Origin of the sequence: Amphibacillus sp. Q70 (assembly GCF_052055485.1) — a bacterium.
GTDB lineage: Bacteria > Bacillota > Bacilli > Bacillales > Amphibacillaceae > Amphibacillus.
Genome location: NZ_CP197171.1, coordinates 1,013,962 through 1,038,995, shown reverse-complemented (window position 1 = coordinate 1,038,995; position 25,034 = coordinate 1,013,962). Strand labels below are relative to the sequence as shown.

General features: G+C 35.6%; 20 protein-coding genes. All 20 read left to right on the top strand.

From position 1 onward, the window contains the following. Nucleotides 1–264 precede the first annotated feature (264 nt). The 20 genes from glmU (at nt 265) to ACS127_RS04745 (ending at nt 24,955) form a co-directional block, all read left to right on the top strand. On the top strand, nt 265–1,641 hold the full coding sequence (gene glmU / locus ACS127_RS04840; protein WP_440897301.1) for a bifunctional UDP-N-acetylglucosamine diphosphorylase/glucosamine-1-phosphate N-acetyltransferase GlmU: 1,377 nt from the start codon (nt 265–267) through the stop codon (nt 1,639–1,641). A gap of 21 nt (nt 1,642–1,662) precedes the next feature. Continuing rightward, a complete protein-coding gene (locus ACS127_RS04835) occupies nt 1,663–2,616 on the top strand; it encodes a ribose-phosphate diphosphokinase (RefSeq protein WP_440897300.1) in 954 nt (317 codons plus the stop codon). A 166-nt stretch (nt 2,617–2,782) separates the two neighbouring features. Then, on the top strand, nt 2,783–3,424 hold the full coding sequence (locus ACS127_RS04830) for a 50S ribosomal protein L25/general stress protein Ctc (protein ID WP_440897299.1): 642 nt from the start codon (nt 2,783–2,785) through the stop codon (nt 3,422–3,424). Between the two features lie 285 nt (nt 3,425–3,709). Then, on the top strand, nt 3,710–4,267 hold the full coding sequence (gene pth, locus ACS127_RS04825) for an aminoacyl-tRNA hydrolase (protein WP_440897298.1): 558 nt from the start codon (nt 3,710–3,712) through the stop codon (nt 4,265–4,267). A 99-nt stretch (nt 4,268–4,366) separates the two neighbouring features. Then, nucleotides 4,367–4,597 (top strand): anti-sigma-F factor Fin, encoded by a 231-nt coding sequence (locus ACS127_RS04820; protein WP_440897297.1) that lies wholly within the window; start codon nt 4,367–4,369, stop codon nt 4,595–4,597. 115 nt (nt 4,598–4,712) lie between these two features. Next, a complete protein-coding gene (gene mfd / locus ACS127_RS04815) occupies nt 4,713–8,237 on the top strand; it encodes a transcription-repair coupling factor (RefSeq protein ID WP_440897296.1) in 3,525 nt (1,174 codons plus the stop codon). Nucleotides 8,238–8,707: 470 nt separating this feature from the next. After that, entirely contained in the window at nt 8,708–9,241 is a 534-nt protein-coding gene (spoVT, locus tag ACS127_RS04810) for a stage V sporulation protein T (RefSeq protein WP_440897295.1), read from the top strand. Between the two features lie 242 nt (nt 9,242–9,483). Then, nucleotides 9,484–11,037, top strand: coding sequence for a putative polysaccharide biosynthesis protein (locus tag ACS127_RS04805; protein WP_440897294.1), 1,554 nt, complete (start codon nt 9,484–9,486; stop codon nt 11,035–11,037). A gap of 92 nt (nt 11,038–11,129) precedes the next feature. Continuing rightward, nucleotides 11,130–12,596, top strand: a complete 1,467-nt coding sequence (mazG, locus tag ACS127_RS04800; RefSeq protein ID WP_440897293.1) for a nucleoside triphosphate pyrophosphohydrolase — start codon at nt 11,130–11,132, stop codon at nt 12,594–12,596. 4 nt (nt 12,597–12,600) lie between these two features. Then, on the top strand, nt 12,601–12,867 hold the full coding sequence (locus tag ACS127_RS04795; RefSeq protein WP_440897292.1) for an RNA-binding S4 domain-containing protein: 267 nt from the start codon (nt 12,601–12,603) through the stop codon (nt 12,865–12,867). 515 nt (nt 12,868–13,382) lie between these two features. Beyond that, nucleotides 13,383–14,636 (top strand): IS4 family transposase, encoded by a 1,254-nt coding sequence (locus ACS127_RS04790; protein ID WP_440895805.1) that lies wholly within the window; start codon nt 13,383–13,385, stop codon nt 14,634–14,636. Between the two features lie 235 nt (nt 14,637–14,871). Beyond that, nucleotides 14,872–15,870, top strand: coding sequence for a LacI family DNA-binding transcriptional regulator (locus ACS127_RS04785; protein ID WP_440897291.1), 999 nt, complete (start codon nt 14,872–14,874; stop codon nt 15,868–15,870). Between the two features lie 404 nt (nt 15,871–16,274). Next, nucleotides 16,275–17,306 (top strand): hypothetical protein, encoded by a 1,032-nt coding sequence (locus ACS127_RS04780; RefSeq protein WP_440897290.1) that lies wholly within the window; start codon nt 16,275–16,277, stop codon nt 17,304–17,306. A 1-nt stretch (nt 17,307) separates the two neighbouring features. Next, nucleotides 17,308–18,261 carry an NAD(P)-dependent oxidoreductase gene (locus ACS127_RS04775; protein ID WP_440897289.1) on the top strand — a complete coding sequence of 318 codons (954 nt, stop codon included), beginning with the start codon at nt 17,308–17,310 and terminating at the stop codon, nt 18,259–18,261. A 156-nt stretch (nt 18,262–18,417) separates the two neighbouring features. Next, complete coding sequence (locus ACS127_RS04770; RefSeq protein ID WP_440897287.1) at nt 18,418–19,371, top strand: isocitrate lyase/PEP mutase family protein; 954 nt, start codon at nt 18,418–18,420, stop codon at nt 19,369–19,371. Between the two features lie 27 nt (nt 19,372–19,398). Continuing rightward, on the top strand, nt 19,399–20,715 hold the full coding sequence (locus ACS127_RS04765) for a GntP family permease (RefSeq protein ID WP_440897286.1): 1,317 nt from the start codon (nt 19,399–19,401) through the stop codon (nt 20,713–20,715). A 44-nt stretch (nt 20,716–20,759) separates the two neighbouring features. Then, entirely contained in the window at nt 20,760–21,713 is a 954-nt protein-coding gene (locus ACS127_RS04760; protein WP_440897284.1) for an isocitrate lyase/PEP mutase family protein, read from the top strand. Nucleotides 21,714–21,856: 143 nt separating this feature from the next. Then, nucleotides 21,857–23,395 (top strand): FGGY-family carbohydrate kinase, encoded by a 1,539-nt coding sequence (locus ACS127_RS04755; RefSeq protein ID WP_440897282.1) that lies wholly within the window; start codon nt 21,857–21,859, stop codon nt 23,393–23,395. Beyond that, the gene (locus ACS127_RS04750; protein ID WP_440897281.1) at nt 23,392–24,249 is read left to right on the top strand and encodes an L-ribulose-5-phosphate 3-epimerase; all 858 of its coding nucleotides are present in this window, start codon (nt 23,392–23,394) and stop codon (nt 24,247–24,249) included. The genes ACS127_RS04755 and ACS127_RS04750 overlap by 4 nt, the downstream gene beginning before the upstream one ends. Further along, complete coding sequence (locus ACS127_RS04745; protein ID WP_440897279.1) at nt 24,242–24,955, top strand: L-ribulose-5-phosphate 4-epimerase; 714 nt, start codon at nt 24,242–24,244, stop codon at nt 24,953–24,955. The genes ACS127_RS04750 and ACS127_RS04745 overlap by 8 nt, the downstream gene beginning before the upstream one ends. The last annotated feature ends 79 nt before the right edge of the window (nt 24,956–25,034 follow it).

The following is a 25,034-nucleotide window of genomic DNA, read 5'->3' as shown; positions in this document are numbered from 1 at the left end:
TGAGTAAATACTTAGATAGTTTGCTTTAGTGTATTGAAATTGATGAGCTTTTAAGATATATTTTTTAGTGGTATAATTTTATTAATCATTATTTAAACGAAATACTAATATTCAACTCAAGGGTGTAACCTAAAGCATTTGGATGAATTAGATCTTTGTTGGTAATTGGTCTATCGCTATTCATTCGTAATTTTATTCGAATTTTTGAAGTGGAGATCTTATTGCTGGCTAAGGCGGGATAAATTATAGGTGGAGGTTTCCTACATGACAAATAGATATGCAATTGTTTTGGCGGCTGGTCAAGGAGTTCGAATGAAATCTAAATTATATAAAGTGCTCCATCCGGTAATGGGACGTCCAATGGTACAACATGTTGTTGATCAACTCGAAGCACTTGACTTAGAAAAAATAATTACAGTGGTTGGTTATGGAGCAGAAAAGGTTAAAGCACAATTAGGTGAACGCTCGTTATATGTACTTCAAGAGGAACAATTAGGAACGGGTCATGCTGTTCAACAGGCAGGGTCATTGCTAGAAGATAAAAAAGGCATAACATTGGTCGTTTGTGGTGACACTCCTCTACTAACAAAGGAAACTTTAATAGAGCTATTTAATCAGCATCAAACTACAGGTGCTAAGGTCACGGTTTTAACCACGTTAATGCCTGACCCAACAGGCTATGGTCGCGTCATTCGGAATGAGGCGGGGGATGTAGAGAAAATTGTTGAACAGAAGGATGCTTCTCATGACCAACTATTAGTGACAGAAATAAATACGGGTACATACTGCTTTGATAACCAATTTCTTTTTGAGGCATTGGCGATGGTTACAAATAATAATGCACAAGGAGAATACTATTTGCCAGATGTCATTGAGATTGCTAAGATGAAAGAAGAAAAAGTTAGCGCTTTTCAGGCCAATGATTCAAGTGAAACGATTGGTGTCAATGATCGAGTTGCTTTAGCCAGAGCTGAAAAATTAATGAAACAACGTATTAATGAACAACATATGAGAAATGGCGTAACGATTGTCGATCCTGATCAAACGTATATTGCCCCAACTGTTGAAATAGCAACAGATGTTACTATCGAGCCAGGAACAATCATAAAGGGTGAAACAACAATTGGTAGCGACACTGTTATTGGACCTAACAGTGAAGTTGAAGATTGCAAAATTGGCGAAGGAACAAAAGTCATTCACAGTATTGTGCATCAAAGTAACATTGGTTCTCATGTTAATATTGGTCCATTCGCTCATATACGCCCAAATACGCAAATTGATGATGAGGTAAAGATTGGTAACTTTGTTGAAGTAAAAAAATCCTCAATTGATTTTGGTAGCAAGCTATCTCACTTAAGTTATGTTGGTGATGCAGAGATTGGAAAAAATGTTAATGTGGGATGTGGAACCATTACTGTCAACTATGATGGAAAAAATAAATATAAAACCATAATTGAAGACGGTGCTTTTATTGGTTGCAATAGTAACCTTATTGCTCCAGTTACGATTGGGCGTGGGGCATTGATTGCAGCTGGATCAACAATTAATAAAGATGTACCAGATGAGGCGTTATCAATCGCACGGGCAAAGCAAATCAATAAAGCAGAATATGCAAAAAAGATTAATAAATTATCAAAATAGACGATATGGAGGTTTGACTAAATGTCAAGGGGATATCAAGATCGAACTTTGAAAGTATTTACGCTTAACTCTAACCCGGATTTGGCTTTGGACATTGCTAAACAAATAGGGGTACCTTTAGGACGGTGTTCTGTTTCGAGTTTTAGTGATGGCGAAATTCAAATCAATATAGAAGAGAGTGTTAGAGGGTGTGATGTATATGTTGTTCAATCGACTAGTGCACCTGTCAACCAACATATTATGGAACTATTAATTATGATTGATGCTTTAAAACGAGCATCAGCAGATACGATTAATGTTGTTATGCCATATTATGGGTATGCTAGACAAGATCGAAAAGCAAAACCTAGGGAGCCTATTACGGCAAAACTAGTTGCTGACATATTGCAAGTTGCTGGAGCATCGCGAATTATTACATTAGATTTACACGCACCACAAATTCAAGGCTTTTTTAATATCCCGGTTGATCAGTTAGTTGGTGTACCTATCTTAGGTGATTATTGGGAATCAAAGGATTTACAGGATATCGTCGTTGTATCCCCAGATCATGGTGGGGTTTCACGTGCCCGTCAACTAGCAGAACGATTGAAAGCACCTATTGCTATTATAGATAAAAGGCGTCCACGCCCAAATGTGGCGGAGGTTATGAATATTGTCGGAGATGTCAATGGAAAAACGGCCATTTTAATTGATGACATGATTGATACAGCTGGAACAATTAGTTTAGCGGCAGATGCATTGATTAAAAATGGTGCAATTGATGTTTATGCTTGCTGTACACATGCTGTTTTATCTGGTCCAGCAATAGAACGAATTGGACAATCTCCAATCAAGGATCTAGTTGTTTCGAACTCTATTCCTTTAGCTGAAGAGAAAAAAACGGATCAAGTAACAGTTTTATCAGTTGCACCTCTTATAAGTGAAGCAATTATCAGAGTACATGAGCAGTTACCTGTTAGTGTATTATTTGATTAATTTATAAAAAAAGTGTTTAATATGTATGTATGAAGTAAGCGAATTGTTTATTTCCTGTCGACAAGCTAAGGGAACTTGGCGATAGCTGAATAAATTTTTGTGTTTCTGATTTGATGTGACGATTGTGAATCAGTATAAATGAAAAAAATGTTGGAGGATGAGAAATATGGCAGTAAAATTAAAAGCAATACGTAGAGATGATTTATCTAAATCAAATACTAATCAATTGAGAAATGAGGGTTTTATACCGGCAGTTGTATATGGTAATAAAAAAGATCCAGTTACGGTTGCTGTAGATAGTATTGAATTATTAAAAACTGTTCGTGATGAAGGTCGAAATGCTGTTATTACCCTTGATGTAGAACAAGGACAAGCAGTTGATGTCATGCTTCATGACTATCAAACGGATCCGATCAAAGAGCAATTAACACATGCGGACTTTTACATTGTTGACATGTCTCAAGAAATGGATGTTTCGGTTTCTATTTATTTAGATGGAGAGGCTGTTGGTGCTAAGGAAGGCGGTATATTACAGCAACCACAATATGAGCTTTTAATTAGAGCGAAACCAGCTGATATCCCTGAGTTTATTCGAATCGATGTATCGGAATTAGGAATTGGAGATGCAATTATAGTATCTGACTTAAAAGAAGCTCAAAACTATCAAGTATTAGATGATCCAGATACAACAATTGTTACTGTTACAGCTCCTGGTGTAGAAGAAGATTTAGAGCCGTCTGAAGAAGATGAGTCTGCTGAACCAGAATTGGTGAACCAAAAAGGTGAAAACGAAGAAGATACAGAGTAATGCTATTAGTTCCTGGGCTAATTATTGCTCAATGTAAGGCTGTCGGGAAAATCCCGCCAGCCTTTTAAACATGAGCCAGATTCTTTTTATATGATTGGAAAAAACATGCCTCTATAGTTGATCGTAATAAGTAAAGACTAGAGTCTATCATAAAGATATAATGATAAGTCAATTTGTTCAAATCAAATTGGCTAACACAACAATCAGAACAGCTTATACTTTATTTTTGTTCTAAAAACAAGTACAATGTTAGCCATATATGAATATTAGAAAGATGGGAAAGAAATGAAATGTATTGTTGGTTTGGGTAATCCAGGTCGAAAGTATCGTCGGACACGACATAATGTAGGCTTTATGGTGATTGATGAGTTGTTAAAGCGCCATGGCTGGTCATTAGATAAGAAAAAATTTAATGGTCATTATACAATGAACTTTATCGGAAAAGAAAAGATTATTTTTCTGCAACCACAAACATATATGAATTTATCAGGTGATAGTGTTAAACCATTGGTGGACTTTTATCAGATTGAACCAAATGAATTATTAATTATTTATGATGATCTTGATTTACCAACAGGAAAGATCAGATTGCGACAAACAGGCGGCCATGGAGGACATAATGGCATGCGCTCGATTATTAGTGCATTGGGAACGAAGAATTTTAATCGGATTCGGATTGGTATTGATCGACCTGATCTTAACGTGACTGTGACAGACCATGTATTAGGAAAGTTTCGTAAGGGAGAACAAGGATTGGTTGAAGAAAGTATCCAGCGCTCGGCAGATGCTTGTGAAGCGTGGTTAAACAAGTCTTTTCTTGAAGTGATGAATGAATATAATTAAATAACATATATATAAAATGAATCAATCTAAATGAACAATGTATAAGGGCCTCCGGTTCGGAAATACTAGAACTAATGCAAGGTTAGGAGGTAATCATTTGTGTTGATTCATTACCGCTGTAAGCACTGTCAAACAACAATTGCTGATCTTAATCATGATCGATTAAATTTGGATCGGTTAGGATTTAATCATTTAACGACTGACCAAAAGGAAAAGATGATCAAATATTATAGTCCTAATGAAGCAGATGTTTTTGTGATCTGTGAAAACTGTGAATCTGCATTATATCATTATCCGAGCTATCGAGAATTGGATTATTTTATTCATTAAATATTAAGGTGAGACGATCAATAATAAGCTTTGGTTTCTAATAACCAAAGCATTTTTGCACGTATATATATAAAGTATAAGTGTGAGCGTGTGTTAAACCTTTGGAGGGAAAAGAATGAGAGGAATTGATCAATATCTATCAGAGCACGATGATATACAGTCGATCGTGACTGGAATTGAATCAAATTTGAATGAACAAATTATAACAGGATTAGCAGGCTCAGCACGAAGTTTTTGGATTGCCTCGATTCATGAGAAAGTAAAAAAACGTGCTCTTATTGTGACCAATCAGCTGTCACAAGCCCAACAATTTCATGATGACTTGATAGAAATTGTTGATCCAGAACGTGTCCACCTCTATCCAGTAAATGAGCTACTCGTAGCAGAGATGGCCGTTTCAAGTCCTGAGTTAAGAAGTCAACGAATTAAAGCTTTAACATCGTGGCTAGAGCAAGATGATGGTATTTTAATTACCCCAGTGGCAGCTCTAAAACGGATCTTACCCCCCATTCACTATTGGGAACACTTTCATTTAACGTTCCAAGTAGGTCATGAGATTGATATAGAGAACTATTTAGCTTTACTGTTAAAAATGGGCTATGACCGTGTTGATATGGTATCTAATCCGGCAGAGTTTAGTATGCGCGGTGGTATTATCGACCTTTATCCCATTACAGAAAGCCATCCACTTCGAATTGAGTTGTTCGATGATGAGGTAGACTCGATTCGATATTTTGATACGACGACACAACGTTCATTAGAAAAAGTTGATGGTATAACGATTAAGCCGACGATTGAACTACTATTATTGGATCAAGATATGAGCCGGACTGCTGACCGATTAGAAGAAGGTCTATCTCATTCTCTAAGCAAGATGCAAGATGCTCAAGCTAAGAAGAGCCTGCATCAGCATATTAGCCGTGAAATTGAACAGTTAAGAGCTAATGAAAAATTCCAAGATATATATAAATATAGTCACTATTTCTATGAGCAACCTGCTAGCTTACTAGATTATTTAGGGGAAGACGGTTATGTTTTTCTTGATGAAATGGGACGAATTCAAGAGTCAGCTGAGTATCTTGACCAAGAAGAATCAGAACTTATTGAATCCTTATTAGCTGATCAAAAAGTGGTTAGAGATTTAAACTTTTCTTATGACTGGGAGCATATTTGGCAAAACTTAAACCAGCAAAAAATATATTTATCTGTTTTCCTAAGGCATGTAGCAAATACAGCTCCACAAAATATTGTTAACGTATCAAGTCGGGCGATGCAACAATTTCATGGACAGATGAATTTGTTACAGGGTGAAATAAAACGATGGCGTAAAGCAAATTATTCTGTTATCTTTCTTGCTCAAACACCTCAACGTGCAGAAAAAGTCCAGTCGATCTTAGCAGATTATCAAATTGAAGTCGGATTAGCAGATCAAACAACTGAATTACCTATTTTACAGCCTGTGATTATGGTTGGAAATCTAACGGCTGGATTTGAATTACCCCTTCATAAAATAGCAGTAATAACAGATCAAGAGCTCTTTAAAGCAAAATCTAAAAGGCGCCAGCAGAAAAAACAAAAACTATCAAATGCTGAACGAATGAAGAGTTATCAGGAATTAAAAGAAGGCGATTATGTTGTCCATGTTAATCATGGAATTGGCCGTTTTGTTGGTATTGAAACATTAGAAGTTCAGGGTGTCCATAAAGACTTTATGCTTTTGAAATATAACGGTGATGATCGTTTATTTGTCCCAATTGAGCAAATCGATTTGGTGCAAAAATTTGTTGGGTCTGAGGGAAAAGAACCCAAACTGTATAAGCTGGGTGGTACAGAATGGAAAAAGGTTAAAAATAAGGTCCAATCTAAGGTTGAAGATATTGCCGATGAGCTAATCAAGCTTTATGCTGAGCGAGAAGCGACAAAAGGCTATGCTTTTAGTGAAGATAGTTTATTGCAACGTGAATTTGAAGATGCGTTTCCTTATCAAGAGACAGAAGATCAATTAAGAAGTATAGAAGAAATTAAGCAAGATATGCAAAAGTCAAGACCAATGGATCGATTGCTTTGCGGTGATGTGGGTTACGGTAAAACAGAAGTAGCGATTCGAGCAGCTTTTAAAGCGGTACTGGAGGGAAAACAAGTTGCCATTCTGGTCCCAACAACTATTTTAGCTCAGCAACATTATGAAACCATTTTAGAACGTTTTCAAGATTATCCGGTTGAAATAAGGTTATTAAGCCGTTTCCGAACCCGAAAACAGCAAGATATGACTTTAAAAGGTTTAAAAGATGGAATTGTTGACCTTGTTATTGGAACTCATCGTCTCCTATCAAAAGATGTGATATATAAAGATCTTGGCTTGCTAGTTGTCGATGAAGAACAACGATTCGGTGTTAAACATAAAGAAAAGATTAAACAATTAAAAACAAATGTTGATGTCCTTACCCTAACAGCCACACCAATACCAAGAACACTTCATATGTCAATGCTAGGTGTCCGTGATCTGTCAGTGATTGAAACACCACCAGCTAATCGCTTTCCAATTCAAACTTATGTGATTGAATACAATCCGATCTTTTTGAGAGAAGCGATTGAAAGAGAAGTGGGACGAGGCGGTCAAGTCTTTTTCCTTTATAACAGAGTAGAAAACATTGAACAAAAGGCACAAGAAATTGAAATGCTTGTTGATGATGTAAGAGTGGCTGTTGCCCACGGGCAAATGAACGAAATGGAATTAGAAAATGTGATGATTGCTTTTTTAGCTGGTGAATACGATGTGCTCGTGAGTACAACCATTATTGAAACAGGCGTAGATATACCGAATGTCAATACACTCATTGTTGATCAAGCAGATCGAATGGGATTAAGTCAACTTTATCAGCTACGTGGTCGAGTAGGGCGAAGTAATCGAATCGCTTATGCCTATTTCACTTATCAGAAAGACAAGGTTTTATCTGAGGTTGCTGAAAAAAGATTGCAAGCTATTAAAGAATTTACTGAGTTAGGTTCAGGCTTTAAAATTGCGATGCGAGATCTTTCCATTCGAGGTGCTGGTAACATATTAGGTGCCCAGCAGCATGGTTTTATTGATTCAGTTGGGTTTGATATGTATTCTGAGATGCTGAAAGAATCGATTGAGAGAAGGAAGTTAGATCAAGATAATCACGAAGAAAAGCCAATTGAACCTGAATTAAATCTAGCCATCGAAGCTTATATCCCAGATTATTATATTTCAGATGGTAAGCAGAAAATAAATATGTATAAGCGGTTTCAGTCAGTAGATAGTAACGAAGGAATCGAGGATATTAAAGAAGAGCTGGTCGATCGTTTTGGTGATTACCCTGAAGAGGTTGAGCATTTATTAAGTGTCTGTCAGTTACGAGTAAATGCGAAGGCAGAACGTGTTGAAACCATTAAAGAAGTCAAAAATAAAATTATCGTTACTTTTGATGAAAAGGCTAGTCAAGTCATCGATGGAGAAAAGTTATTTAATTATGCAATGGACTTTGGTAAGATGATATTATTAGGAACTGAACAAAACAAATTAAAAATCACCTTTACATTTCAAAAGAATCTATATCCTGAACGTTATCAGTATATTCACTCATTTTTATCAGCATTGGAAAAATTAAAGCGATAATGATGTATAGTTCCTGATATGGATAACCATACTAAATGTACATTGAAATGTTTATACTATTAGAAGATGGGAATATAATTCAATAGTATAAGTGTATGTTCAAAAAGGAGGAAGAAAAGGATCGAGAAGTTCGAGGCGGCGAAGTTTTAAGTAACGGGCTTTCACAAGATGTGATGAGTTCTGTGTTGTCCAAAAATGGCTTTGGTAGGACGAGTATCCGTAGTCCCAATCCCAGGACGTGGACGTTTCTAACAGGACTTCCTCTGTATTATTTAGATACATGAGTAGCGGAAAAACAAGCCAACGAAGAAATTCGATGTGTCGTTTTCACCGGACTTTTTGAACATCTTCTATAAGTGTAGCAATAGCTTATATACTCTATTGCTGCAACAAGTTTCGTTTTTCTAATCGCTTCGCCAGCCATATGTAGAAAAAATAATTTAATCTGTTAAAGAAGAGAGGTCAAACATATGAAAGCTACAGGTATTGTTAGAAGAATTGATGATCTAGGACGAGTTGTTATTCCTAAAGAGATTAGACGAACATTAAGAATTAGAGAAGGTGATCCATTAGAAATATTCGTTGATCGAGAGGGAGAAGTTATTTTAAAGAAATATTCTCCAATTCAAGAACTTGGTCATTTTGCTCAAGAATATACGGAAGCATTGTTTCTTTCATTGAATAAAACAGTGTTGATTTCTGATCGAGATACGTTTATTGCAGCAGCTGGAAATAATAAAAAGGATTACTTAACTAAAAGTATTTCAAGTTTAATTGAGCGTGTAATGGAAGAACGTAATCCATTGATAAAAGACTCGTTCGTTGCTTTAGAATTAGTGAAGGATCAATCGGTGATCAATGCTTCTTATGTGATTCAGCCGATTATTGCAAATGGCGACCCTGTTGGTGCGATCATTCTTTTCTCAAAAGACGATAAAGTGACAAATGAAGAAAAAACAACATTAGAGATTGCTGCAAACTTTTTAGGTAAACAAATGCAATGATAATGTTAAAAAGGACCATTAGAGTGTTAACATTCTAGTGGTCTTTTTTTTCTAATAAACGGTTATCTGTGATATGTGATAAAGGAAACGCAAAAATTAGTATAAGTCGCCCCAGAAATATCCTAATGTTTCTCCACTGATTATTCAAGAGAAATAGCAGGTTCTGTGTTTGTTGTGCGGTATTATGTGTTTGGGTATGCTATAATATAAGTGATTTTGAAGTTAAGAAAGGTCTTAATTATATGGATAAACATACAGAACAGCGCCAACTTTTTAAAGGTGCTTTTTTACTTACCTATGCCGGTTTAATGAGTAAAGTTTTAAGTGCCGGTTACCGGATTCCATTGCAAAATATTACAGGAGATATTGGCTTTTATGTTTATCAACAAATATATCCCTTTATTGGTATGGTAATGATTTTAGCTTTATATGGATTTCCTGCTGCGATATCACGATTGATTGCCAGCCAATCTGGCTCTACAAGCAAACGGCTTCAGCGCCAAATTTTTATTCAGTTACTGTTATTTTCGCTCTCGCTGTTTATGTTAATTTATTGGTTTGCTCCCTTGATTGCTAGTTTAATGGGAGATAAGGGACTCATTGAAGGGATTCGAGCAAGTGCTTTTCCCTTTTTGCTGCTCCCGTTTGTTTCCTGCTTGAGAGGGTTATTTCAAGGACAAAGTAATATGACACCAACTGCTTTTTCACAAATGGTTGAACAAGTGATTCGTGTCAGTTTAATTATCTGTGCGGCTCTTTTTGTTACCACATTTAATCGTTCTTTGTACGATATCGGAATAGGGACAGCTTGGGCAAGTGTTGGTGGAAGTATAGGGGCCCTTATCATTTTATTAATTTATCGGTATCGCCAGCCAAACAGACAAACCATTGATAATGGATTGGATCAAACAGCACATTCTCTTTTTATAGCTGTGATTGGTTATGGTATAGCAATGGCGATTAATCATATGCTTCTGTTATTGCTCCAATTTGTCGATGCCTTTACTCTGATTCCTTTACTTAGACGAACAGGGGTGCCATTAGCCGAAGCCCAAATATTAAAAGGTGTTTTAGATCGAGGCCAGCCTTTAGCTCAGTTGGGCATTGTTGTAGCATCTTCCTTAGCACTTGCTTTAATCCCCTCTGTAACAAAAGCAAGGTTATCAGATGATCAAGACCGTTTCTTAGGTTATATTGCAAGTACGTGGCGCTTCACTCTTTATCTAGCTAGCGGTGCAACCATCGGATTAATTATTCTTTTTCCAGAAGTTAATACATTGTTATTTAAGGAGAATTTAGGTAGTACAAGCTTACAAATCTTCACTATAACAATTGTATTTTCTGCTTTAAGTATATCAACAGCTTCTATCCTACAAGGCCTTGGACATATTTTTCGGACTGCTTTATTTGTCTTAGTAGGTGTAGTTGTTAAATGGGGACTCAACCTCTTGCTTGTTCCTCAATTTCAGATCTCAGGTGCAGCCGTGGCTACAGTGTTAGCTTCGTTGTTTATTTTAATCCTTAATCTGATTCAATTAAAGAAAATGTTACCTGTATCTGAGCGAATTCATATTCCGTGGAAGGGATTTATCTTTTCTTTAACGTTAATGGGCGGAAGTGTCTTTGGAATTCATGCGCTGACAAAACCCCTATTTTATCAATTTGCTAGAATGGGACAGCTTTTGTATCTTGTTATTTTTATCGTTATTGGGATATTGATTTACTTTTTCAGCTTAGTAAAATTTTCTGTATTTACTGAGGAGGAACGTCAGGTTTTGCCTTTTTTTAAATTTTAAGGATGCATAATTTGTAGCTAAGAAGTGATTCAAGGTAGTTAGTATTTTGCGTTTGAAGTATAAGAAGAACTTAACCAAAGGAGGGATAGGAAATGAATCAAATTGAGGTGATTGGTCTTGGTGCAGGTGATATCGAACAGCTTAGTTTAGGAATTTATCATAAATTAATTGAAGCAAAAATCCCTCTTTTTGTGCGAACGGCAGATCATCCAGTTGTTCAAACATTGACAAAGGAAGGAATCGACTATCAAACGTTTGATTCAATTTACCAATCGTCTGATCAATTTGAGGCTGTCTATCAGGAGATTGTTAATCAATTAATCAGTGAAGCAAAAGGGCAAGGTAAGATTAGGTATGCTGTGCCTGGTCATCCAATGTTAGCGGAGCGTACGGTTCAATTATTACTTGAACAAGAAGAAGTTGTAATTAATATTATCGGTGGTCAAAGTTATTTAGACGATTTATTTACCGCGATAAATGTAGACCCAATTGAAGGCTTTCAGTTTTTAGATGCAACAAACTTTGGGCGTACTCAAATTGATTATACGAGTCATCTTATCTTTTGCCAAGTTTATGATCAATTCATTGCGTCTGAGATTAAATTGACATTACTTGAAGATTTGCCTCCAGAACATCCGATTATTGTTGTTGAATCTGCTGGAAGTTCTAGTGAACAAATAAATGCAATCCAGTTAGTCGAACTAGATCAAAAGGTTCATTTGAGTAACTTGACAAGTGTTTATGTCAATCCAGTTGAAAAAGAAAGTTTGCCCCATCAATTTAATCAATTACGTGAGGTTATAGCTCTTTTAAGAGGTCCCGGTGGTTGTCCCTGGGATCAGAAGCAAACCCATGAAAGCCTCCGACCCTATTTAATTGAAGAGGCTTATGAGTTGATTGATGCGATTGATGAGGAGGATGATGCTCATATGATTGAAGAGCTTGGTGATGTTCTACTACAAGTCATGTTGCATAGTCAGATTGGTGCAGATCATGGTTACTTTACCATCGATGATGTCATTCGTTCAATCGTAGAAAAAATGATTCGTAGACATCCGCATGTTTTTGGCGATGTGGCGGTAAATGATGTGAATGCTGTTGTGACTAATTGGCAAGCGATAAAAGCTGAAGAACAAGGAAAAGAAAAGGTAGTATCAAAGCTCGATCGAATTCCGAAATCAACATCTACTTTAGTAACAGCAGATGCATTACAAAAGGAAGCCGCAAAAGTTGGCTTTGATTGGCAGGATCCTAAAGCTGTTTATCATAAAATTCAAGAGGAATTACAAGAAGTTAGTGAGGCTATGTCTAGAAAGAAAACAGTGGAAATAGAGGAGGAACTAGGCGACTTATTATTTTCAGTGGTTAACTTAGCGCGTCATTATAAAGTAAATAGTGACCTAGCTTTAAGGCAAACGAATAAGAAATTTATTAAACGTTTTCAATATATTGAACAACGTTTAGCCAAGCAGGATCAAGATATGTCTGAGCTAACATTAAAAGAATTAGACGAAATATGGGAAGAAGCAAAAGAAAACGGGTTTATCGGAGGAGAATAGTGATATGAGATTAGATAAATTTTTAAAAGTATCTCGATTAATTAAAAGAAGACCGTTGGCCAAAGAAGTTGCAGATCAAGGTCGAATTACAATCAATGGGAATCGAGCAAAGGCTTCATCTATAGTTGCAGTTGGTGATGAGCTAGTTATCCAATTTGGTCAAAAAATTGTCACTCTCAAAGTGAATGAATTAAAAGAGTCAACTCGAAAAGAAGAAGCAGCCATGCTCTATTCCATTATCAAAGAAGAGCAACTAAGAAAGGAAGATTAGCAATATATTTTTAAAGTTTATCCTAAATTATTAATTAGTGTCTTAAATATTTATTATTTTTAATTATATATACTTTTTTGAGAATGCATATTAACGACAAGATTACTCAGAAGTCTAAAAAATGATTCAACTAACTCAATATGAATTAACGTTGACTCATATATCATTATAGTCAAGTAAGTAGTCAAATAGGTGATGTAAAGTTTTTTAACGCATATGCTGTTTTTCTCTTTTGAAATACAGATCTAGATTGGCTGACTCAAACAGGCTTGGGCTTTGTTCGTATTTAGTTCTATAATAAGTTATAATATAGTTGTAAATTTCTAAATTTTGTTTGTCAATTTAAGCTATTTAACATTTAAATAAGTAAATTTTATACATTAATTCATTAGCTTTGCATAAACATTTTTTCAAAATGTCAAGTGGTTTTTCGAAATATTTCAAAAAATAGAAAAAACTCCTTATAATTAGGTTTGGTAGCTCTGTCCAAATCCCAAAAAATAAGGAGCCATATCATGGACAAGAATACCATAAAATCTACAATTAGTGAAGTGCTAAAACTGATTGATGAACAAACACTTTTAGATTTGAGCCATGTCGAGAACCTTGATAAGTATGTCAAAAAGCTGACGGCTTATCGATTCTTTAAACTAATGATTATTGCTCAACTCTGTGACACAGACAGTTTAACAAGCGTTTCAAAACAAACAAAAGATAAGGCTGATCTTAAAAAACAAATAGGATTTGAAAGTATCAGTACGTCACAACTGTCTCGAAAATTAAGTGAATTGCCCTCTGAAATGTTTGAGAATATCTTTCGGTTTTTAACAAAGAAAATTCAGGTGAAAATGTCCTACCATTTACTTTTTTTACGAGACATCACGCGTTTAAATGTGATTGACTCAAGCACAATGAGTATGAGTTTAAGTCAGTACCCTTGGGCGACCTTTCGAAAGACTAAAGCAGGTGTTCGGTTACACTTAAAAGTCATTGTCACGAAAGATCACACCATACCCGATCAAGCTAAGTTACTGCCAGCGATCCATTCGGACCGTTCGCAAATGGATGAATTAATTGATCGTGATCCAGATGCAATTTATCTATTTGATCGAGGTTATATGGATTACAAACAATTTGAAAAGCTTTGTCTTTCAGATATCCAGTTTGTCACACGACTTAAAAAGAACGCAGACATTGAAGTGCTTTCAGAGCAAGTTCCAGATCCAGATCAACTCATTTTTAAAGACCAAGATGTTTATTTAGGTAACGAGACATCTGGAACCAAAATGATTCAGCCCCTACGATTAATCGAGACAGAAGACACCAAGGGTAACAGCGTAACGATTGTCACGAATTGTTTTGGCTTATCCGCGAAAGAAATCGGTGATCTCTATCGTTATCGTTGGAAAATAGAAACATTTTTCAAATGGATGAAGCAACATTTAAAAATAAAAACGTTCTATGGTAAAAGCCAAAATGCGGTTTACAATCAAATTTGGATGGCCCTGATTACTTATTGTTTAACCGTTTTAATTCAAGATAACACTGGGTTTAAAGGGCGTCTTCTCACGATCAAAAAGACGTTAAAAAACCTGCTATTTGAAAGTTATGAGACATTCATAAAAGCGTTGTTTCGCCCACCCACTCGCACGTCAAAAGGACGAAGAAAATATGATTATGAACACGAGTTTCAAATCCTTATGAAACAATATAGCGAAGGTGAGGTGGAACATTTAGACACACTTGATTTTGATCCTTTGTTTGTTTAATAAAAGAGTGAAATACCAAATTGTGGATAAGGGCTACTTTTCGTTCACTGTTCACTTTTTTAAATTTAAAAATCAGAAGCAGATGGTAAATTTTAACTTATAGCAATTTGACAATCATTTAATCGTTTGACAAGTAAAAAATGTTTTTATGCAACGCTAATGACATTAATTTTATAAATAAGGATACATATTTTAAGATTTTAATTGTTAAAAACTATTAATATTAGGTGAAAAAATGTCTAGAAAAATAACTATTAAAGATATCGCTAAATTAGTTGGAGTTTCTACAACAACAGTGTCGCATTATATAAATGGTAACTATGCAAAAATGTCTGATAAAACCAAAAATGCCATTAAGCAGGTTATTGATGTAACTGGCTATCAACCGAGTGTTGTAGCTAAAGGTTTAGCAACAAGTGATTACAAAACGATAGGAGTTGTAATTGCTGATATAACTAATCCATTTATTTCAGCAGTTATGAAAGGTATTCATGATACTTGCCGAGAAGAAGGTTATACAGTTAATTTCACAAATTCTGATAATGACTTACTAATGGAAATGGATAATCTTAATCGTTTAAAACAACAAAATGTTTCGGGTGTTATTCTAGATGCTGTATTTGCGGATAATCCATTAATAAAGACTCTTGATAATCGAAATACCGTTATGGTTGATAGGGAGTCTAAACAAATAAATATAGATACGATTGTTTCTGATAATGAGAATGCAATTTATAAATTTATTAAACTGATGCAACACAAAGGCTATCAAGATATTTATTTTGTGACCATTCCAATAGAAGGAATATCTACAAGAGAACAACGTTATCAAGGCTTTCAAAAAGCAATGGAATTATCCAATGATAGTAATTTGCTAGTCCTTGAAAACAAAGAAGAATTTCAAGAAAAAATAATAAATATTTTTAATCAAAGCAAGTCAAAGCCTGGTTTTTTCACAGTAAATGGTCCCACACTGTTGTCCTTTATGGAAATTATTCAAACTCTTGGTTATACTTATCCCGAGGATTATGGTATTGGATCTTATGAGGATTTAGACTGGATGAAGGTTTTAAGACCAGGGATTACTTGTATAAAACAGGATTCATATGAAATTGGTAGAAAAGCCGCTTTAACATTAATTACAAAATTGAAAAGACGTGAAAATTATATAGATAATCCACAGGCACAAACGTTCGAAGTACCGACAGAAATTGTTATTCGCGGATCAATATAGTAATTATTTATAAGTGATAGTAACATTTTTGTTGGATTAATTATTTTAAATCTACTGGACATGGAATTATTTTCGATGAAGAGAATAACTCTATGTCTTTTTTTATTGCTGAATAAATTTATCTACATCATAGATAGAAACCCCTATTTAGGTAACCGGTTAACTAAACTATCCCAATCTAAAGTCTAATGAAACTAAAAGGTGGATCCTTTTTAAGGAATTTATCATTAATTAAAGCGATAAAAAGGCTTGTTTTTTGTTTATATATCGTTTATGATGAAATTACAAACAAAGAGAGCTCTTTCTAGTTTGTTTTTTTTAGCACATATTGGTTAACCGGTTAACTAAAATATTTACTTGTTGGAAAAAATTTATAATTGATTTTAGGGAGGTTTTGGTGTTCTTTGATAATAAATAAAAAGTTTTCGGACCAATTAGATTCTTGTTATGCATTATTGCGTTTAAAAGATGATCATTATGATTTTTTATTGGTGGCCTCTGAAGTCAAAAAGGAATGCTTTGCTTATGATTTGAATGAAGGCTATAAAAAATCTATCGTTTGGCCAAATATTGGTGGAACGATGACACTAGTAAATATTCCAGGAACATTAGATTTTTTAGCGACCCAGAAATTTTATCCTGGCTTTGATGCTAAAAAATGTCGTATTATTCGAGGGACCTTCAATGGTACTTGTTGGGATATTACTGAAGTTATGGAATTTCCATATTTACATCGCTTTGATCTTATTCAATTAAATAATAAGCAATTATTATTTATAGGCTGTACGATTGCTCGCTCTAAGTCTTCTATTGAAGATTGGAGTAGTCCTGGTGATGTATTCATTGGTGAATTCGATAAAGAAAATAATAAAATTGAACAAATTCAGACATTAGAAGCCAAGATTACAAAAAACCATGGGTATAAGGCTTTAAAAGAAGAAGGTTTTTCCCTTTTTTCTGGGGAAGAAGGAGTCTTTAAATTAGAATATCCATGGGAGGGATGGTATGGAGAAAAGCTGAAATTAACGAAGTTATTCTCTGAAGAAACAAGCGATATGATCGACATGGATATTAATAATGATGGTAAAAACGAGTATCTAATTATTCAAGGTTTCCATGGTCCATATCTACGTCTTTATAATCATGATTTTTCAGAAAAAATTTCAGAACTACCATACCTCGCATCATTTGGTCATGCACTAGGTAAAACAATAATTAATGATAAAAAATACTTTGTGTTTGGTTATCGTGGTGGAAAACGTGACTTAATGCTATTAGAAATAGTCAATGGTAATTTAAAAGAAACAATAATTGATAGAAATGTTGGATCTAGTAACTGTTTAGCATTTAATAAAAATGGCCGCGCTTTCATTGCGTCAGCAAATAATGAAATAAATGAAGTTGCTATATACGAAATAGAAAGAGAGGAATCTTAAAATGGCAAAACCTAAAATACTTGTTACAGGTATTGTTTCAAAAGACGGATTAAATGAGTTACGTGAAAAATGTGATGTGACTTACTCTAAAGATGAATTTAGTCGTGAATACGTATTAGAGCATTTGAATGAATATGATGGTCTGCTTTTAATGGGAATGAAAGCTGATAAAGAACTTATTGATGCAGGGAAAAATTTAAAAGTAATTTCAGTAAATGGAGTCGGCTTTGATCATGTAGATATTGAATATGCAAAATCTAAGGGTATTATTGTTTCAAATTCACCGCAATCGGTTCGTATTCCAACTGCTGAAATGACATTTGCATTAATACTAGCAGCTGCTAAGCGGTTATCTTTTTACGACAAAGTGGTCCGAGAAGGAAATTGGATTGATGTCAGCCATGAGAAATATCAAGGATTATCATTGGACAATACAACTCTTGGTATTTTCGGTATGGGGAGGATTGGCCAAACGGTTGCGAAAATTGCCCAAGCTTTTAATATGCGTGTGATTTATAACGATGCCACAAGATTATCAGTTGATGTAGAGAAAGAATTAGGTTTCGAATTTGTCGATTTTGAAGAATTGTTAACGACTTCAGACGTATTAACTATTCATGTGCCATTATTGAACACAACAAAAGGGATTTTTAATGATGATGCCTTTAGAAAAATGAAAAAGACATCATATATTATCAATGCAGCAAGAGGCCCGATCATTAAAGAAGCTGATTTAGTAAAAGCGCTCAAAAATTATGAGATAGCAGGTGCAGGACTTGATGTATTTGAATTTGAGCCGACGGTTTCTGCTGAATTGCGCTCATTAGACAATGTCATTATGGCCCCTCATGCAGGTACTGGAACAGTTGCTGGCAGAAGGGTAATTGCTGAAGAAGCATCCAATAATTTGATTTCCTATTTCTTTATGAATAAACCCATTCATGTTGTAAATTGATAAATTTACGATTCTATCGTAGTTATTGGGTTTCAAGTTTAATGTTAAAAATAGAAATGTACGCAAACCTAAGGCACTCTTAATAGGTTTGCTCTATAAAATGAAAGCGGTTAATTATATAAAAACAAAAAATGAAATTATAAAGGAGAAATAAACATGGCCAGTCAAAAAACATTAAAACAAATTTTAGAAGAGTCAAATCAATGTTTCTTAGTTCCTTGTGTCTATGATTGTGCATCAAATCGTGCTGTAGAAATGTGTGGGTTTCCGGTAAGTCTTTTAAGTGGTGGGGAAGTATCGATTAGTATGAATGGTGTTATTGATTATGGGTTAACCAATTTAACCGATCTTGAGTGGGTGGTTAGCCGTGTATCACAGACGAGTTCAATGCCCCTGATAGCGGATATTGAAGATGGTTTCGGCGGTCCTTTAGCTGTGTACCGTTCAGCTAAAAGGCTAGCGATGGCAGGAGCAGCTGCGATTCAATTAGAAGATGCTGGCGATATGGAAGATACGACAAAACTATTATCGAGAGATAAATATTTAGCCAAAGTCAAGGCAGCCCTATCAGCATTGGAAGGGACAAACTGTATGTTAATTGCTCGAACCAATGCCGATCCGGCCATTCCAGAGGAAATGAAAGAAGGTTGCGAGCGCTTGAAAGCAGCCATGGACCTAGGAGCGGAATTAGCCATGATGGTAAAAATCACAAATTTAGAGCAAGCAAAAGAATTAGCTAAAGTCGTTCCCGGATGGAAGATCTTCGCGGATGTACGGGCAGATAACGGTGTACCATCCGTAACCATGGATCAATTGACAGAACTGGGTTATGTCATGTGCTCAACACACTATACGATGAAAGCAGCTATGGAAGGTATGTTGGAGCACGGTCTACAGAACTTTAAAGACCAAAGTGTGGCTTATACATTTACTCATGCCTCCGGAACAGGTCAGGTGGACTTTAGCGCTTCACCATTATTTGAACCGCATGCTTATCTTGAACTAGAAAATTCCTTCACTGGAGCTGATAAGGAATACACCATTGTTGGTCATAAAGTGGATGGTTACCCAGAAGGGTTCAAACGTGTAAGTATCAAAGAGAGATTATAAAAAGGACAAAAGGAGAGGAAACAACATATGGACATGATAATTATTGTAGCTTCACTTATTGTTTTACTGGTGCTTACTCTGAAAAAAGTTCCTATAACAATTGCTGCTTTAATCACTGTTATCCTTATTGCGGCATTTAGTGGGGTGCCGATTGTACAAACTATTACGGAAGATTACGTAACGGGTTTTGCTGATTTTGTTAAATCTGCATGGTTGATGTTGTTGCTAGGAGGGATTTTATCAAAATTGATGGATATAAGTGGAGGAGCTAGATCCATTTCACAATTGATTATAGAGAAATTAGGGGAGAAAAGAGCTATCCCTGCCATCATCATTGCAGGTGGATTATTGACATATGGTGGAGTCCAAGCAATGGTTGCCTGTTTTGCCCTTTATCCAATTGTATTAGCAGTATTTAGAGAAGCTAATTTACCAAGAGCTCTTATTCCAGGAGTAATTGGTGCAGGAATTTTCACATGGGTGAATATGCTTCCAGGAAGTCCTGCAATTATTAATATTATTCCGACCACATTTCTTGATACGACAGCCATGGCTGCCCCTATGGTTGGGATTATTGCAGCAGGGACAACCCTTGTACTAACAATGATTTATTTTGATTTTGAAGTGAAAAAATCAAGAAAAAAAGGATTGGGCTTCACGGCAGATAGTGAAACGAATAAAGTTTTAGAACAAGCAGATGAACTAGAGTCAAAAGGTGTATTACCTAATTCGTTAGCTTCCCTGTTGCCACTCATCTCTATTACGGTCGTATTAAATGTTTTTAAAACAGATATTTCTGTTGCTTTATTAGTAGGCATATTAATGTGTGTTGTAGTATTTTTTAAAAACCTTAGAGATATTCCAAACCTTAAAGATTCAATTGCAAATGCAGCTACTGGTGCAGCGACAGTAACTATTACAGCATCTGCTATTGTTGGGATTGGTAGTGTTATTAGTATAACACCAGGATTTACTACGATTGTTGATTCTGTCCTAAACTTCAGCCAATCTGGTGGAAACCCGCTTATTATCTTTGCTATTGCAACTACATTATTGTGTGGTTTGAATGCTTCAGGCATGGGTGGATTATCAATAACTTTAAACGTTTTAGCTGAACCTTTTATAGCAATGGGTGTCAATCCGGAAATTTTACATCGGATTGGATCTATAGCATCAACAGGCTTAGATAGTCTTCCACATAGTGGTGGGGTTGTTGCTGTGTTAGCTATATCAGGTATTTCCTATAAAGAAGGTTATAAACATTTATTTGTTACTACTGTTTTAATTACGTTAATTGCTTTAGCGGTAGCGCTTATTTTAGGAAATATGTTATATCCGGTGTGATTCAGTAAGTTGACAAACTAATTAAAAATAAAGGAGAAATAAACATGGCCAGTCAAAAAACATTAAAACAAATTTTAGAAGAGTCAAAGCAATGTTTCTTAGTTCCTTGTGTCTATGATTGTGCATCAAATCGTGCTGTAGAAATGTGTGGGTTTCCGGTAAGTCTTTTAAGCGGTGGGGAAGTATCGATTAGTATGAATGGTGTTATTGATTATGGGTTAACCAATTTAACCGATCTTGAGTGGGTAGTTAGCCGTGTATCACAAACGAGTTCAATGCCCTTGATAGCAGATATTGAAGATGGTTTCGGCGGTCCTTTAGCTGTGTACCGTTCAGCTAAAAGGCTAGCGATGGCAGGAGCGGCTGCGATTCAATTAGAAGATGCTGGCGATATGGAAGATACGACAAAACTATTACCGAGAGATAAATATTTAGCCAAAGTCAAAGCAGCCCTATCAGCATTGGAAGGGACAAACTGTATGTTAATTGCTCGAACCAATGCCGATCCGGCCATTCCAGAGGAAATGAAAGAAGGTTGCGAGCGCTTGAAAGCAGCCATGGATCTAGGAGCGGAATTAGCCATGATGGTAAAAATCACAAATTTAGAGCAAGCAAAAGAATTAGCTAAAGTCGTTCCCGGTTGGAAGATATTCGCGGATGTACGGGCAGATAACGGTGTACCATCCGTAACCATGGATCAATTGACAGAACTGGGTTATGTCATGTGCTCAACACACTATACGATGAAGGCAGCTATGGAAGGCATGTTGGAGCACGGTCTACAGAACTTTAAAGACCAAAGTGTGGCTTATACATTTACTCATGCCTCCGGAACAGGGCAAGCGGACTTTAGCGCTTCACCATTATTTGAACCGCATGCTTATCTTGAACTAGAAAATTCCTTCACTGGAGCTGATAAGGAATACACCATTGTTGGTCATAAAGTGGATGGTTACCCAGAAGGGTTTAAGCGTGTAAGTATCAAAGAGAGATTATAAAAAACAAGAGGAGTAAGTTTAATAAGTTATGGATTTTATGGCTTGTTAAATTTACTTCCTTATTTGCCTGTGTTGAGATACTAGCCTAGCAGCCATTTGATTAATGATGGGGTTATTAATTTAGTGAAGAAAGGAAATAGCAAATGACTAAATACTTTCTAAGTATTGATTATGGTGGAACCAATACAAAAGCAATGATATTTGATGATAAAGGAAAGCAATGTAGTCTATCCACTTTTTTGACTAAAAAAATTGAGTGTAAATCTGGTTTTCGGGAAATTAATTTACAAAATTTATGGGATTCGATTTGTTTAGCTATTCAAGATGTCTTTGAAAAATCCGGTTTGACTGGGGAGGATATCGTCGCTGTTTCCTGTGTAGGCCATGGTAAAGGGTTATATTTGTTGGATCATGATAAACAAATTTTCCATAACGGAATACTTTCTATAGATGAGCGGGGAAATAATAAAGCACTTGAATTTGAAAATAAGGTTGAGGCGATTTGGGATATCAGCCAGCAACATGTGGTATCGTCACAAAGTCCAGTTCTACTAAATTGGTTAAAAGAACATGAACCGGAGGCTTACTATCAAATCGGCTATGTCTTATCGGCAAAAGACTTTATTCGTTTCATGCTGACTAATGAGGTCAAACAAGAAAGAGGGGACGCTTCTGGTAATAATCTACTTAATTTAGAAACGAAAGAATATGATCATAGATTATTAGAATTTTTTTGTATTGAAGATATTCAACATGCTTTGCCTGAATTGGTTAATTGTACAGATATTTCGGGTTTAGTCACTAAACAAGCAGCTAAAATAACGGGTTTAAAACCTGGTACTCCAGTCGTTGGCGGGCTGTTTGATATTCATGCATGTACATTAGGAGCGGGTGTATTAAATAATCAATATTTTAATATCATTGCAGGCACATGGAATATAAATATTTTCCCATCGAAGGAAAGTGCGAATCGAAAGAGTGGTCTTATGAACTCTTTATTTCCTAATGACCTGTATTTGTTAGAGGCTTCAAGCCCCACTTCAGCAGGTAATTTAGAAATCATCATTAATATGTTGATGGATGCTGAGAAAGAAAACGCTCAAGCTTCTGGACAGACCATCTATGAATTATTAGAGGAATTTTTGAAGCAAACCAATGCTGCCTATACAAAACTGATATTTTTTCCTTTTTTGTATGGTAGTCAAATTGATATTAAAGGACAAGGTTGTTTCATGGGGTTAACAAGTACAACAACCAAATCTAAAATGATTAGATCAGTATATGAAGGCATTGCTTTTGCTCATCGTTATCATATTGAGCAATTAATAGACGAATTAGGCTATTCGCCGAGTGCGGTTAGAATATCTGGAGGTGCAGTGAACTCTTCTGAATGGGTGCAAATTTTTGCTGATATTATAGGTTTGCCCATAGAAACTGTATATGGTACTGAACTAGGAGGACTAGGTGGTGCAATTGTATCATCGATAGCAGTAAACTGCTATCAAACACTAACTGAAGCTGTAGATAAGATCGTTAAAGTGAAAGGCAGTTATCAACCCAATTTGAAAGAACACGCTATTTATAATAAAAAGTATTCTACGTATAAAAATATGTTATCAATTTTACAACCAGCTTGGGAAGAACTTAATGAAATGAGTGAAGGGATGGAGTTAATAGAATGAGTACTTTAGGAATCTATGAAAAGGCAACTCCTAAAGATATTAGTTGGCGTGAACGACTAGAGTTTGCTAAAGAGTTAGGCTTTGATTTTGTCGAAATGTCTATTGATGAAACGGATGCACGCCTTGCACGCCTTGAATGGAGTCAGAAAGATCGTAAAGAGATAATAGACGCTATTTATGATACAAGAGTTAAAATTCTTTCAATGTGTTTAAGTGGCCACCGTAGATATCCTTTTGGATCAGCAGATCCAGAAAATAGAGCTAAAGGATTGGAAATCATGACTAAAGCGATTGATTTAGCTTCTGATTTAGGCATTCGCTGTATCCAATTAGCGGGTTATGATGTTTACTATGAAGATAAATCGTTGATGAGTCGTGAATGGTTTATAGAAAACTTAAAAAAGGCTGTTTCAATGGCTTCCTCTAAAGGAGTTATTTTATCTATTGAGATTATGGATGACCCCTTTATCAATTCAATTACAAAGTATTTAAAAATAAAAGAACAAATTCCCTCTCCTTATTTACAAGTTTATCCAGATATAGGGAACTTGTCAGCGTGGCCGGAAAATGATGTGGGTTATGAAATTGAAAAAGGGATAAAAGAGATATCTCAAATTCATTTAAAGGATACCATTGCTGTAACAGAGAATAGCGAAGGGAAATTTAAAGAGGTGCCTTTTGGAAAAGGATGCGTTGATTTTATTGGTTGTTTAAAAATTCTAAAACGATTGAATTATAATGGTCCATTTGTTGTTGAAATGTGGAGTGAAATGAACGAACAACCGGCAGCAGAAATTGAAAAGGCTAAACAATTTTTATTGCCAAAATTGAGAGAGGCGGGGTATTTTGGATAGAAAAAAGGCGATTCAAGAGATGAAACAGCGCGTATATGAAGCAAACCTCGAATTACCCAAACAAGGCTTGATTAAATTAACTTGGGGGAATGTCAGTGAAGTTGATCGAGAACTAGGTGTAATTGTTATTAAACCTAGTGGAGTATCATATGACATAATGAAAGTAGAAGACATGGTAGTTATTGATCTAGAAGGAAATCTTCTGGAAGAGGATAGTTTAAATCCATCTTCAGATCTGGCTACCCATGTCGTTTTATATAAACATTTTAAAGCTATTAATGCTATCGTTCACACGCATTCTATGCAGGCGGTAAAGTGGGCCCAGGCTCGGAGGGATATACCAGCTTATGGGACAACTCATGCTGACACCTTTTATGGTCCTATTCCTTGTACACGTCAATTGACAAGAGAAGAGATTGAAACAGCTTATGAGTTAGAAACAGGGAATGTCATTGTAGAAACCTTTAAAGAAAGAGCTATCGATCCTTTAGCATGTCCGGCTGTTGTTGTATATGGCCATGGGCCATTCACATGGGGGGAAACAGCGGAAAAAGCTGTGTTGAATAGCATTATCTTAGATGAAGTTGCAGAGATGGCTTCAGGTACGGAGATTCTAAATGCCAAAATTGATCCAATCGATTCTTATTTATTGGATAAACATTATTATCGCAAGCATGGCGATAATGCTTATTATGGTCAAAAATAGCAATATAATAGGATCATTATTTCTACGAATAATCTCACAAGAAGCTGTTCTTTTACTTTTGGGAAACTTGAGATATTGA

Excerpts from the sequence above, each read along its gene's own strand:
- glmU (WP_440897301.1), top strand. The coding sequence starts at position 265 with ATGACAAATAGATATGCAATTGTTTTGGCGGCTGGTCAAGGAGTTCGA.
- ACS127_RS04835 (WP_440897300.1), top strand. The coding sequence starts at position 1,663 with ATGTCAAGGGGATATCAAGATCGAACTTTGAAAGTATTTACGCTTAAC.
- ACS127_RS04830 (WP_440897299.1), top strand. The coding sequence starts at position 2,783 with ATGGCAGTAAAATTAAAAGCAATACGTAGAGATGATTTATCTAAATCA.
- pth (WP_440897298.1), top strand. The coding sequence starts at position 3,710 with ATGAAATGTATTGTTGGTTTGGGTAATCCAGGTCGAAAGTATCGTCGG.
- mfd (WP_440897296.1), top strand. The coding sequence starts at position 4,713 with ATGAGAGGAATTGATCAATATCTATCAGAGCACGATGATATACAGTCG.
- spoVT (WP_440897295.1), top strand. The coding sequence starts at position 8,708 with ATGAAAGCTACAGGTATTGTTAGAAGAATTGATGATCTAGGACGAGTT.
- ACS127_RS04805 (WP_440897294.1), top strand. The coding sequence starts at position 9,484 with ATGGATAAACATACAGAACAGCGCCAACTTTTTAAAGGTGCTTTTTTA.
- mazG (WP_440897293.1), top strand. The coding sequence starts at position 11,130 with ATGAATCAAATTGAGGTGATTGGTCTTGGTGCAGGTGATATCGAACAG.
- ACS127_RS04795 (WP_440897292.1), top strand. The coding sequence starts at position 12,601 with ATGAGATTAGATAAATTTTTAAAAGTATCTCGATTAATTAAAAGAAGA.
- ACS127_RS04790 (WP_440895805.1), top strand. The coding sequence starts at position 13,383 with ATGGACAAGAATACCATAAAATCTACAATTAGTGAAGTGCTAAAACTG.
- ACS127_RS04785 (WP_440897291.1), top strand. The coding sequence starts at position 14,872 with ATGTCTAGAAAAATAACTATTAAAGATATCGCTAAATTAGTTGGAGTT.
- ACS127_RS04775 (WP_440897289.1), top strand. The coding sequence starts at position 17,308 with ATGGCAAAACCTAAAATACTTGTTACAGGTATTGTTTCAAAAGACGGA.
- ACS127_RS04770 (WP_440897287.1), top strand. The coding sequence starts at position 18,418 with ATGGCCAGTCAAAAAACATTAAAACAAATTTTAGAAGAGTCAAATCAA.
- ACS127_RS04765 (WP_440897286.1), top strand. The coding sequence starts at position 19,399 with ATGGACATGATAATTATTGTAGCTTCACTTATTGTTTTACTGGTGCTT.
- ACS127_RS04760 (WP_440897284.1), top strand. The coding sequence starts at position 20,760 with ATGGCCAGTCAAAAAACATTAAAACAAATTTTAGAAGAGTCAAAGCAA.
- ACS127_RS04755 (WP_440897282.1), top strand. The coding sequence starts at position 21,857 with ATGACTAAATACTTTCTAAGTATTGATTATGGTGGAACCAATACAAAA.
- ACS127_RS04750 (WP_440897281.1), top strand. The coding sequence starts at position 23,392 with ATGAGTACTTTAGGAATCTATGAAAAGGCAACTCCTAAAGATATTAGT.